The 11870-nt window shown below is 66.1% G+C and carries 9 protein-coding genes and 1 pseudogene; 9 read left to right on the top strand and 1 reads right to left on the bottom strand.

The features are described from left to right. Positions 1-154: 154 nt before the first annotated feature. Positions 155-1099 (bottom strand): LysR family transcriptional regulator, encoded by a 945-nt coding sequence (locus tag ACVWYQ_RS00485; protein ID WP_271540774.1) that lies wholly within the window; start codon positions 1097-1099, stop codon positions 155-157. A 229-nt stretch (positions 1100-1328) separates the two neighbouring features. Between ACVWYQ_RS00485 and ACVWYQ_RS00480 the strand changes: the two genes are divergently transcribed. The 9 genes and pseudogenes from ACVWYQ_RS00480 to ACVWYQ_RS00440 all read left to right on the top strand — a co-directional run bounded on the left by ACVWYQ_RS00480 (position 1329) and on the right by ACVWYQ_RS00440 (position 11863). Then, positions 1329-2261 (top strand): MBL fold metallo-hydrolase, encoded by a 933-nt coding sequence (locus ACVWYQ_RS00480; RefSeq protein WP_404546253.1) that lies wholly within the window; start codon positions 1329-1331, stop codon positions 2259-2261. 13 nt (positions 2262-2274) lie between these two features. Further along, the gene (locus tag ACVWYQ_RS00475) at positions 2275-3270 is read left to right on the top strand and encodes an alpha/beta hydrolase (RefSeq protein ID WP_404541914.1); all 996 of its coding nucleotides are present in this window, start codon (positions 2275-2277) and stop codon (positions 3268-3270) included. A 196-nt stretch (positions 3271-3466) separates the two neighbouring features. After that, positions 3467-4717: an ABC transporter substrate-binding protein gene (locus ACVWYQ_RS00470; RefSeq protein WP_036013367.1), complete on the top strand. Its 1251-nt coding sequence runs from the start codon at positions 3467-3469 to the stop codon at positions 4715-4717. Positions 4718-4841: 124 nt separating this feature from the next. After that, positions 4842-5666: a helix-turn-helix domain-containing protein gene (locus ACVWYQ_RS00465; RefSeq protein WP_157282395.1), complete on the top strand. Its 825-nt coding sequence runs from the start codon at positions 4842-4844 to the stop codon at positions 5664-5666. Positions 5667-5952: 286 nt separating this feature from the next. Next, entirely contained in the window at positions 5953-6963 is a 1011-nt protein-coding gene (locus tag ACVWYQ_RS00460; protein ID WP_404541917.1) for a branched-chain amino acid ABC transporter permease, read from the top strand. Between the two features lies 1 nt (position 6964). After that, entirely contained in the window at positions 6965-8047 is a 1083-nt protein-coding gene (locus tag ACVWYQ_RS00455) for a branched-chain amino acid ABC transporter permease (protein ID WP_271540777.1), read from the top strand. Beyond that, positions 8040-8822, top strand: coding sequence for an ABC transporter ATP-binding protein (locus tag ACVWYQ_RS00450; protein ID WP_036023786.1), 783 nt, complete (start codon positions 8040-8042; stop codon positions 8820-8822). The genes ACVWYQ_RS00455 and ACVWYQ_RS00450 overlap by 8 nt, the downstream gene beginning before the upstream one ends. Further along, the gene (locus tag ACVWYQ_RS00445; RefSeq protein ID WP_456725339.1) at positions 8815-11025 is read left to right on the top strand and encodes a Tm-1-like ATP-binding domain-containing protein; all 2211 of its coding nucleotides are present in this window, start codon (positions 8815-8817) and stop codon (positions 11023-11025) included. Before ACVWYQ_RS00450 ends, ACVWYQ_RS00445 begins: the two co-directional genes overlap by 8 nt. A gap of 3 nt (positions 11026-11028) precedes the next feature. After that, a pseudogene (locus ACVWYQ_RS00440) lies at positions 11029-11863 on the top strand (phosphoenolpyruvate hydrolase family protein). Positions 11864-11870: the final 7 nt, after the last annotated feature.

Here is an 11870-nt window from a genome sequence, read left to right as displayed (position 1 = left end):
ACTTCGAGACACCTGCCCATCTCGGCACGCAGCTCAGGAAGGCGGCAGGCGGCATACCGGACCCGACGAATGCAAGCTGGCCGACCTCATTTCAGAAATCAGAACTTACAGCCTGAGCAGCGCCCGCTCGTCCCGACGTGAGGGCCCATCGCGATCAAGCAGCAGCCGCCTGGTATAAGCACTCGCGAAGCCAGGCGTGGCCCTTGTCCTCCTGATTGCGCGGATGCCACAGCGCGACGATGCGAGCGGGCGGCAGATCGAGCGGCGGTGGCGTGAGATCGAGCTCGTGGGCGAAGCGGATCAGGAAGCGCCGCGGAAGGGTGCAGATGCAGTCGCTGTGCGCAAGGATGACCGGCGCCAGCGCATAGGTCTGGATCGAGACGGCAACGCGCCGGGAGCGGCCGAGCACCGCCAGCGCGTCGTCGACCAGGCCCGAGAAACCGCCGCCATCGGCGGAAATCAGCAGATGGTCAAGCGCGCAAAAGCTGTCGAGATCGAGCGGGCCGTTGCCGCGCGGATGACCCTTGCGCTGTGCGGACAGGAAGCCGTCCTCGAACAGCGGCCGCTGCATCAGCTCGCCATGTGCGCGGTCGGCTCCCGTCACCAGGATGTCGATCTCTCCCCTTTCGAGCTGATCCACGACATCGCGCGCGGGGTGAACGAGGGCGAGCCGCGCCCGCTCGGCCATCGCGGTCAAGCGCGCGACCAGGCCGGGCGCCAGCGTCACGGCCGGGTTCTCGTGGATGGCAACGACGAAGGTGCGCTGGCTGCGGGCGGGGTCGAACACGGCCGGTCCCTCCACCATGCGACGAAGCTTGCCGAGCACGTCCGCAAGCGCCGTCTGCAACTCCACCGCCCGCGTCGTCGGCACGACGCCGCGCCCGCTCGCGGCGGATACGAACAGCGGATCGGCAAAGATCTGCCGCAGCCGGTTCAGCCGCGCCGAGAGCGCAGGCTGCCCGATATTGAGCCGGGAGGCCGCGCGCGTCACGTTCCGCTCGCGCAGAAGAGCCTCCAGAGCCAGCAACAGACCAAGATCGATCTCGGCGAGATCGTTATCATCGGCCGGCCGACCCCGGCCGTGTTCCGCATCCTGCATCGGTGGCACCTCCGTCTGGGGCATGTCGCGACCGCGACGAGCCGCGATACGAGGGTTAGGGCCAAAACGCCGGCGTGAAAAGCTGGGCCAGCTTCCTTTCCGATATCGACCATGTCGATGGGACCTATCGAGCCCGCGACTCTCCCCAAGGCCCGGCTCGCTTCGTACCTCACCGTCACCGCGGCCCGGGCAACCAGCCCTACGCCACGGTCCAGTGGAGGACATCTTGATGATTCACGCGGCCAAGACCTATCAGATCGGCGAAGCATCCATCACGCGGATCGACGAGTTGCGGCTTGCCGCATTCAAGTTCGACGCGCTCTATCCGGAAGGCGAGCCGCAGGCGCTGGGGCGCCATCGCGACCGCCTGGAGGCGGGCTCGTTCGATGCTGCGACAGGCACCTTCATCCAAAGCATTCACAGCTGGCTGGTCAAGACGCCGCACCACACGATCCTGATCGACACGGCCACCGGCAACGACAAGCACCGACCGGAGATTCCGCCGCTTCACCGGCTCAACGAGCCGTTCCTGGCGCGGCTCGCCGCAGCGGGTGTCACGCCGGAGCAGGTCGATTACGTGCTGCTCACCCACGTGCATGGCGATCACGTCGGCTGGAACACCCGCCTCGTCGACGGACGCTGGGTCCCGACCTTCCCGAATGCGACCTACGTCTTCTCTGCGATCGAGCAGGCCTATGGCGAGAGCCTCGCGACGGGCACAGAGCCGACCGGAACGGCCCGCCCTGCCCCGTCCCTCGGCCCGGCGCTGCGCAAGCCGGCCGACCGTGTCTATGACGACAGCGTCCGGCCGGTGGTCGAGGCCGGACTTGCCAAGCTCATCGCGGTGGACGGACGCGAGGTACTCGAAGGCATCTCGTTCGTTCCGACACCCGGTCATAGCGTCGATCACGCCTCCATCCGCCTCGTCTCGCGCGGCGAGGAGGCGCTGTTCGCCGGAGACGTGATGCACCACCCGCTCCAGGTCTATGAGCCTTCGCTCAATTCCTGCTTCTGCGAATTCCCGGAAGCCGCGTTGCGCTCGCGCGCCTTCGTGCTGGAGAATGCTGCCGAGCGGGTGACCATCTTCACCACCCATTTCGCACAGTCATCGGTCGGCCGCGTCAGCCGCACCGGAGGACACTTCACCTGGCAATTCGTCTGAACGGAGAGCGATCATGAACCAGCACGCCAGCGCGCGCGTCGACAGGCCCGAGATCGTGGTCGAGGATCTCATGATCCCGAGCGACACGGCCGGAATTTCGCTTCACCTGCGCAACAAGCGCCCCGTGGCGCTCGAGACCTTCTCCGCCGAGCGAACCATCCTGATGATGCACGGCGCGACCTATTCATCGGGAAGCCTTTTCGATACGCCACTCGACGGCCTCTCGTTCATGGATCATCTCGCCGGCCATGGGTACGACGTCTTCGCGCTCGACGTGCGCGGCTATGGCCAATCGACCCGCCCGTCCGAGATGGACGCGCCGCCGGAGCAGTCCGAACCGCTCGTGCGCACCGAGGCCGGCGTGCGTGACCTCGCCAGCGCCGTCGCGTACATCCTCAAGCAACGCAGGATCGCGCGCCTCAATCTGGTTGCCATGTCCTGGGGCGGCTCGGTGGCCGGCGCTTACACCGCAGGCAACAACGACAAGGTCATCAAGCTCGCGCTGGTCGCGCCGCTTTGGGTGCTGCAGGGTCCGGCTCCGATCGATGCAGGCGGGCGCCTCGGCGGCTATCGCAACGTTCCGGTGCTGGACTTCAGGACGCGCTGGCTCTCGGCTGCGCCGGAAGCGGCACGATCGAGCTTGATCCCGGCGGGCGGCTTCGAGCGCTGGGCCAATATCTCGCTCGCGACCGACCCGTTAGGCAGCGCGCAAGCGCCTCCCATCATGCGTGCGGTCAACGGCCCGATCCTGGACATCCGCGAATACTGGGCCGCCGGCAAGAGGCTCTACGACGCCGGCGACATTCGCGTGCCCGTGCTCCTGGTCCACGCGGAATGGGATCAGGACGTGACCATCGCTTCGGCGCAGGACCTGTTCCTTTCGCTGAAGCATGCGCCATATCGGCGATGGGTCGAGATCGGCGAAGGCACGCACATGGTGCTGCTGGAGAAGAACCGTCTGCAGGCGTTCGATGCGATCAACCAGTTTCTCGGCGAAGATTACAGCTAGCGCGGCGTCCTGCTGCACCGCGAAAATCACTCGCGCCGCAACATTCAAAAATGAGACTGCCAGTCAAGCCGAACGAGGCCGCGATGGGTGCAGCGCATCCGACTTCGGTTAGCTTTCCTCCAAAGCCGCGGGCTTCGAGAGCCACGGGCACCATACGGTTCGTCGCGGCAACAAGCGATGACACAGGGAGGAGCACATGTCGAAATGCAGCATCGGACTGCTCGCGTTGAGCAGCCTGTTTCTTTCGGGCGCGGCGATCGCCCAGGAAAAGATCAAGGTGGGCGTGACCGCAACGCTCGAGGGCACCTACACGGTGCTCGGCGAGGACGGCATGCGCGGCCACCAGACCGCGCTCAACGTGCTCGGCAAGAAGGTCGGCGACAAGGAACTCGAATTCATCGTCGCTTCAACCGATGCAACGCCGGACTCCGCCGTGCGCGCCGTGCGCAAGCTGATCGAGCAGGACAAGGTGCAGATCCTGCTGTCGCCACTCTCCGGCGACGAAGGCATCGCGGTGAAGAATTTTGCCAAGAGCCATCCCGGGCTGACGTTCATCAATGCCGCATCCGGTGCACAGGAAACGACCTATGTCGACCCGGCACCGAACTTCTTCCGCTACAACATGGACGGCGCGCAGTGGCAGATCGGCCTCGGCAAATACGCTTATGAAGAGAAGAAGTATCGCAAGATCGCGACCGTCGGCGAGGACTATTCCTTCATCTATACCCAGGTGTTCGGGTTGGTGCTCGAGTTCTGCGGCATGGGCGGACAGGTCACCAACCGGCAATGGGTGCCGCTGGGAACGAAGGACTTCGCCTCCGTCATCGCTGCCCTGCCCGACGACGTCGACGCCATCTATCTCGGGCTTGGCGGCGCCGACGCCGTCAACTTCCTCAACCAGTATCAGCAGGCCGGCGGCAAGGCGCATCTGATGGGCGGTTCCATCATGATCGACCAGACCATCCTGTCGTCGAAGGGCAACGCCAAGAACGCGCTGATCGGAACCATCGCGGCGAGCGGCCAGGCCGACACTTGGGAGGATCCGGGCTGGCAGAAGTTCGTGAAGGCCTATCAGGACGCCTTCCCGCCCAACAAGCGCTTCCCGAGCCCGTCGCTGCTCGCCACCAACTACTATAATTCGACCATGGCGCTGATCCTCGCACTGCGTCAGGTTAACGGCGATCTCTCCAACAACCAGGCCAAGTACAAGGAAGCGCTGGCGAAGATCGAGCTCGACGCACCGAACGGCAAGATCAAGCTCGACTCCAACCGCCAGGCGATCGGCACCAACTTCGTCACCGAAGTCGTCGACGACGGCAAGGGCGCGCTGTTCAGCAAGGTCGTGAAGGTGATCCCCAACGTGAACCAGACGCTCGGCTACGACCCGGCCGTGTTCTCCAAGATCGGGCTGCCGAGCCGCACCGTGCCGGAATGTAAGAAATACTGACGCATCACGTCAGGCAGACGCAACCGGGGAGCGACTCGCTGACGCGGTCGCTCTCCGCTCTTGCAATCTCGGCGGTGTTGTTGAAGGCTGGCCGAAAAGACAAGAATGCTCGGGAGGGGAAGGCATGAGCCGTGCGCTCGCCGTCTTCCACGGCCGCTTCGGCCGGGCGACGGTTTATCAGTTGAACCGGCCTTTCAATATCCACGCCCATCGCGAAGGTCATCTGATCTTCCATGTCGGCGGCATGTCGGCATGCATCGACGTCTCCGACGGGCATTACGATCTCACCGAGACGTCGGTCGTCGCCGTCAATCCCTGGGAGCCGCACAACTTTCTGCCGACCGATCTTGACGGCGGCGCCATCTTCTTCGTGCTCTACGTCAACGCCGAATGGTTTGCGCCGGATGCCTCCGGTTCCGACCGGTTGCGCTTCGGCCGCACCCAGTTCAAGCGCACGCCAGCACTCGACAAGCACATCAGGCGGACCGCCGCGCTCGTGTGCGGCGCACCATCGCTCTCCAGTCTCGATTCCGAGCTGAGGCGACTGATCGACATCTGCTACGACGAAAGCTGGCAGCAGGCCGAGATCGCGCGCGATCCGCGCGCAGGCGGCGTCACCGATTTTCGCGTCCGCAAGTGCATCAAGATGATGTCGGAGAGCCCCGGCGCTGAAATCGAGCTCGACACCATCGCGCGCGAATCCGGCCTGTCGCGACCGCATTTCTACCGCCTGTTCCGCGTGCAGACCGGCGTCACGCCAAACCTCTACCTCAACACGCTGATCATGGAACAGGCGCTCGAAGCGCTGGTGGCGAGCGAGACACCGATCGCCGACATCGGCTTCGATCTCGGCTTCTCCTCGCAGAGCGGTTTCACGCGCTTTTTTGCCGCCAATGTCGGGATGGCCCCGACCGATTATCGTCGCGCCGCCAAGGTTTTGCGCGCCTGAGCGCAGGCCACGAAAAGATACTCACGATCAAACGTCGCCCTCGCCGCTTGGCTAGGATGCCGGCAACGCGATCCCGGAAAAGAGGATCGCGCGTGACGGGAGGACGTTCGCTCATGGCAGGGCCAGCAGCCGGCAACGGCTTGCATGCCCCCTCGCCCCACTTGCGGGGAGAGGGTCTGGGTGAGGAGGAGTCTCCGCAAGTGCGGCGGCAGTTTGACTCGCGGAGAGTCTCCCTCGCCCGGCGCTACGCGCCGACCTCTCCCAGCAAGCGGGGCGAGGTGAAGCCATGAGCCGCTTCGTCGAACGCCATCCGGCCTGGGCGCTGATTACGATCATCGCGATTGCGGTCGCGCTCTGGCTGATCTTCGCAGTCTGGCCGCCGGGGCTGGAAGAGGCGATCGGCCGCAAGCGCGTCTTCCTCAACGCGGTGTTCAATGGCATCACGCTTGGCGGCCTCTACTTCCTGGTCGCCAGCGGCTTCACGCTGATCTTCGGCCTGATGCGCAACGTCAACCTCGCGCACGGCTCGCTCTATCTGTTCGGCGGCTATATCGGCTACGCCATCAGCTCATCGACCGGCTCCTGGATCCTCGGCTTCGTCGTCGCCTTCATCCTGACCGCTGTCGTCGGCGTGCTGCTGCAGGTGATCGTGTTCCGCCGGATGGAGGGCCAGGATCTCAGGCAAACCATGGTGACGATCGGGCTCTCGATCGTGTTTGCCGATCTCATGCTGTGGGCCTGCGGGGGCGACTTCTACCAGATCCAGACCCCGAAATGGCTGATCGGTCCCATCGAGCTGCCGCTGGTGACTGCGATCAAATCCTCGGGCGATCCGGTCTACCTCAGATATCCACTCGTCAGGCTCGTGATCTTCGTGGCCTCCGTGGTGATCGGCGTCGCGATGTGGCTCGCGCTCAACCGCACCCGGATCGGCATGATCATCCGCGCCGGCGTGGACGACCGCGATATTCTCGCCGCGACGGGCGTGCGCATCCAGCTCGTCTTCGTCGGCGTGTTCGCCTTCGGCGCGGGGCTTGCCGGCATCGCCGGCGTCGTCGGCGGCACCTTCCAGTCATTGTCGCCCGGCGAAGACATCCGTTTCCTGCTGGCGTCCCTCGTGGTTGTGATCGTGGGCGGCATGGGCTCGATCCCGGGCGCCGCGCTCGGCGCGCTGATCATCGGCCTCGCCGAGCAGCTCGGCTCGGTCTACATCCCGACCTACGCCATCGTCGTGACCTTCCTGATCATGGTGCTGGTGCTGGCGATCAGGCCGCAAGGCCTATTGGCGAGGCGCTGAGATGTCGCTCGCCCACGATGCCCCAGTTGCCCTAGGCCGCGCCACCAAGGCGCAGCCCCCCGCCCGGACATGGCCGGAGATCAACAACCCCGCTGCCTGGGCCGTCGCGGCCATTCTCCTGATCATGCCGCTGATCGCGAGCAGCTTTTTTCTGATCGAGATCTTCGCGACCACGCTGATCCTCGGCACCGTGGCGCTGAGCCTGATGTTCCTCGCCGGCTATGGCGGCATGGTCAGCCTGATGCAGCTCACCATCGCGGGCTTCTCGGCCTACATGGTCGCGGTGTTCGGCGTCAGCGGCAATCCGAATATCAGCCTGGGCTGGCCTTGGTGGCTCGCGGTGCCGATGGCGCTGGCGCTGGCGACCGCCTTCGGCACGCTCGGCGGCGCGCTCGCGGTCCGGACCGAAGGCATCTACACTATCATGATCACGCTCGCGATCGGAGCGGCCTTCTACTATTTCACCAACCAGAACTGGGCGATCTTCAACGGTCATACCGGCATCAACACGGTGGCCACGCCGCACTTCTGGGGCGTGAACTGGCGCGCCGACATTCCCTTCTATTACATCGTGCTCGCGGTCGCCGCGCTCTGCTATTTCGCGGTCGAATACCTCTCGCGGGCGCCGTTCGGCCTGGCGCTCCAGGGTGTGCGCGACAATCCGCGGCGCATGGCGGCGCTCGGCTTCAACGTCAATGCGCACCGCGTCGCAGCCTATGCTTTCGCATCTTTCGTCGCCGCGCTGGCCGGCGTGCTCCAAGTCTGGAACTATCGCCAGATCTCGCCGGGTTCGGTCAGCGTCGGCGCGTGCATCGACGTCCTGATCATCGCCGTCGTCGGCGGCATCACCCGCCCGATCGGGCCCTTCATCGGCGCACTGATCTTCGTGCTGCTGCGGACCTTCGCGCTCGACTTCCTGGTCCGGCTCGGACTCGACGGCAACCGATTCCGCCTGCTGATCGGACTCGGCTTCCTCGCCATCGTATTCTGGTCCTCGGACGGCGTCATCGGCCTGTGGCAGCGCTGGCGTCAGCATCAACGGCGCGAGGCGAGCCGCTCCGGTGGAGGGCGCGGCCATGGATAGCGTCGCCCAACGCCTCTCCGCCGTCGGTGCCGGCGCAGCGCTCGAGCTGCGCGGCGTGACGCGGCTGTTCGGCGCGCTCGCCGCGTTGACCGACGTCACCATCACCGTGCGGCCGGGCGAGCGGCGCGCCGTGCTCGGCTCGAACGGTGCCGGCAAGACCACGCTGTTCAACTGCATCACGGGCGACTTCCCGCCCTCCTCCGGCACCATCCGCTTCTTCGGCGAGGACGTGACGCATTTCCCGCCCTATGAGCGCATCCGCCGCGGGCTGCGCCGCACCTACCAGATTTCGGCGCTGTTCCCGGGCCTCACCGTGCAGGACAACGTCTATCTCGCCTGCCGCGGCGTCTCGCGCGGGCGCTTCTCGTTCCTGCGTCCGGGGCAGAACGATGCGCTGATGCATGCGGCTGACAACCTGGTGCAGGCCGTGCATCTCTCCGCCGTGAAGGACCAGCGCGTGGCCGAGCTCGCCCACGGCCAGCAGCGCCAGCTCGAGATCGCGCTGGCGCTCGCGGGCGCCCCGCGCTTCGTGCTGTTCGACGAGCCGGCCGCGGGCCTGTCGCCCACGGAGCGAGCCGAGCTGATCGAGATCCTGACCTCCCTGCCGGCCCATATCGGCTACATCATCATCGAGCACGACATGGACGTTGCGCTGCGCGTCGTCGAGAGCGTTACGATGATGCACAACGGCCGCGTCTTCAAGGAAGGCCTGCCGGAGGAGATCCAGTCCGACCCCGAGGTGCAGGAGCTCTATCTCGGGGGCGGCCATGAATGAGCTCCGCCGCAGCAATCCGGCGCTCGAGGTTCGCGGCCTCGACGTCTACTACGGCCACTCGCATGCGCTGCAAGGCGTTGATCTCACATTGGACAGCGGCGTGTTCTCCGTCGTCGGCCGCAACGGCATGGGCAAGACCACGCTGTGCAAGGCGATCATGGGACTGGTCGGCGTGAGCGGCGGCTCGATTCGCGTCCGCGGCGAGGATGTCACGCGCCGGCCGCCGGCCCAGATCGCCCGGCTCGGCGTCGGCTACGTGCCGCAGGGACGCCGTCTCTGGCGCTCGCTCAGCGTCGACGAGCATCTGCAGCTCGCCGGCGGCCTGCGTTCGGGCGCCTGGACCGTCGAGCGGATCTACGACACATTCCCGCGCCTCGCCGAGCGCAAGGGCCACGGCGGCGGTCAGCTCTCCGGCGGCGAGCAGCAGATGCTGGCGATCTCGCGCGCGCTGCTCACCAACCCGCATTTGCTCATCATGGACGAGCCGACCGAAGGCCTCGCGCCCGTCATCGTCACGCAGGTCGAGGAGATGCTGCTGCGGCTGGGCGAAGACGGTGACATGTCCGTGCTCGTCATCGAGCAAAACATCGGCGTCGCCACCGCGATCTCGCGCAACGTCGCGATCATGGTCAACGGCCGCATCAACCGCATCATCGACTCCGCGCGCCTTGCCGCGGACCGCGAGCTCCAGCAGCGCCTGCTCGGCGTCGGGCTTCATGCGGAGCTCGAACCGGATATCGACATCGCCACATCCGGCACTGAGGCGAAACCCGCGCCGGCGCCACGCCGCGACGGACCGGTCCGCATCTACATCTCCAACCCGACGCTGCCGACGCGATGGTCGCAACCGGTGCCGATCGCCCGCATCGAGGCCGCCGCGCGGACGCTCTCGACGCAAGTCGCGCGGCTCGACGAGACCGCGCGGCGCAAGCGCGAACCGGTGGCGACGCAGGCTTCGGGCCCGCCAGTGGTGCTGGTCGTCGGCACGCTCGATACCAAGGGCCAGGAGCTGCGCTACATCCGCGACATAATAGCCGAAAGCGGCCTGCGGACGCGGCTGGTCGACGTCTCGACCAGCGGCAAGCATTCATCCTGCGATGTCTCGGCGCAGGAGATCGCCCTGAACCACGGCCGCGGCGGCTCCGCCGTATTCGGCACCGACCGTGGTGCCGCCGTGACAGCAATGGCGGATGCGTTTGCCAACTGGCTGCGGCGCCAGGGCAATGTCGCCGGCGTGATCTCCGCCGGAGGCTCGGGCGCGGCCTCGCTGGTCGCCCCCGGCATGCGCGCCCTGCCCGTCGGCGTGCCCAAGCTGATCATTTCCTCCGTCGCATCAGGCGATGTCGGGCCCTATGTCGGCCCGGCCGACATCACGATGATGTACTCGGTCACCGACGTGCAGGGACTGAACTCGATCTCGCGCGCGGTGCTCGCCAACGGGGCCAATGCGCTCGCCGGCATGGTCAAGGCGCGGCTCGACACGCGTGCCGCAACGGCGCGAGAGGCCGGCGGGCTGCCCGCAATCGGCATCACCATGTTCGGCGTCACCACGCCGGCCGTGCAGAAGATCGCCGCCGACCTGCGCGACGATTTCGAGTGCCTGGTCTTCCATGCCACCGGCGTCGGCGGACGCTCGATGGAGAAGCTCGTGGAGTCCGGCCAGCTCGCCGGCGTGATCGACCTCACCACGACCGAGGTCTGCGACCTCTTGATGGGCGGCGTGTTTCCGGCGACCGAGGACCGCTTTGGCGCGATCATCGGCAGCCGCCTGCCCTATGTCGGCTCGGTCGGCGCACTCGACATGGTCAATTTCGGCGCGCCCGACACCATTCCCGAGCGCTATCGCGGCCGCAAATTCCACGTCCACAATCCGCAGGTGACGTTGATGCGGACGACGGTGGAAGAGAACGAGCGCATGGGCCGCTGGATCGGCGAGCGGCTCAACCAGATGGACGGCCCGGTGCGTTTCTTCATGCCCGAGGGCGGCGTCTCCGCGCTCGACGCGCTCGGCCAGCCGTTCTGGGATCCGGATGCCGATGCCGCGCTGTTCCGCACGCTGGAGCGCACCGTGCGGCAGACCGGCAACCGCCAGCTCATTCGCATCCCTAAGAACATCAACGATCCCGATTTCGCCGCCGCCATCGTCGGTGCGTTCCGAACCCTGTTCGGGCGCACCGGGGTGCGGCGGAGACTCGCGAGGTGACCGATGGCCAGGTTTGAACGCGCGGCGCTGCTGAAAAGGTTTCGCGACATGGCAAAGCGCGGCGAGCCGATCGTCGGCGGCGGGGCCGGCACCGGGCTCTCAGCCAAATGTGAGGAAGCCGGCGGCGTCGACCTCATCGTCATCTACAATTCCGGCCGCTACCGCATGGCCGGACGCGGTTCGCTGGCGGGCCTGATGGCGTATGGCGATGCCAACGCCATCGTGCTGGAAATGGCGAACGAGGTGCTCCCCGTGGTCGGCCAGACCCCGGTGCTTGCGGGCGTCAATGGCACCGATCCCTTCCGCGACATGGACGTCTTTCTCGACCAGCTGAAGGCGCTCGGATTTGCCGGTGTCCAGAATTTTCCGACCGTCGGCCTGATCGACGGCACCTTCCGCGCCAATCTCGAAGAGACCGGCATGTCCTATGCGCTCGAGATCGACATGATCGCCAAGGCGCACGACAAGGACATGCTGACGACGCCCTACGTGTTCAGCGAAAAGGAAGCCGCGGCGATGGCGATCGCCGGCGCCGACATCATCGTCTGCCACATGGGCCTGACGACCGGCGGCACGATCGGTGCGCAGACCGCGCCGAAGCTCAAGGACTGCCGCGGCGCAGATCGACACCTGGGCGACCGCCGCGCTCAGCGTCAATCCGGACATCCTGGTGCTGGCGCATGGCGGGCCGATCGCCGATCCCGCCGACGCGGACTTTATCATGAAGAATACCCGTCATTGCCACGGCTTCTACGGGGCGTCCTCGATGGAGCGGCTGCCGGTGGAGCGGGCGCTGACGGAACAAGTGCGGCAATTCAAGGCGATCGGCGCACGATAACGCCTGA

It is taken from the genome of Bradyrhizobium sp. USDA 3397 (assembly GCF_054060965.1).
The sequence above is the reverse complement of the archived record's forward strand: the minus strand, read 5'-3'. Positions and strand labels throughout refer to the sequence as shown.

Bases quoted from the DNA above. Each gene is read 5' to 3' on its own strand.
- ACVWYQ_RS00485 (WP_271540774.1), bottom strand. From the start codon at position 1,099: ATGCAGGATGCGGAACACGGCCGGGGTCGGCCGGCCGATGATAACGAT.
- ACVWYQ_RS00480 (WP_404546253.1), top strand. From the start codon at position 1,329: ATGATTCACGCGGCCAAGACCTATCAGATCGGCGAAGCATCCATCACG.
- ACVWYQ_RS00475 (WP_404541914.1), top strand. From the start codon at position 2,275: ATGAACCAGCACGCCAGCGCGCGCGTCGACAGGCCCGAGATCGTGGTC.
- ACVWYQ_RS00470 (WP_036013367.1), top strand. From the start codon at position 3,467: ATGTCGAAATGCAGCATCGGACTGCTCGCGTTGAGCAGCCTGTTTCTT.
- ACVWYQ_RS00465 (WP_157282395.1), top strand. From the start codon at position 4,842: ATGAGCCGTGCGCTCGCCGTCTTCCACGGCCGCTTCGGCCGGGCGACG.
- ACVWYQ_RS00460 (WP_404541917.1), top strand. From the start codon at position 5,953: ATGAGCCGCTTCGTCGAACGCCATCCGGCCTGGGCGCTGATTACGATC.
- ACVWYQ_RS00455 (WP_271540777.1), top strand. From the start codon at position 6,965: ATGTCGCTCGCCCACGATGCCCCAGTTGCCCTAGGCCGCGCCACCAAG.
- ACVWYQ_RS00450 (WP_036023786.1), top strand. From the start codon at position 8,040: ATGGATAGCGTCGCCCAACGCCTCTCCGCCGTCGGTGCCGGCGCAGCG.
- ACVWYQ_RS00445 (WP_456725339.1), top strand. From the start codon at position 8,815: ATGAATGAGCTCCGCCGCAGCAATCCGGCGCTCGAGGTTCGCGGCCTC.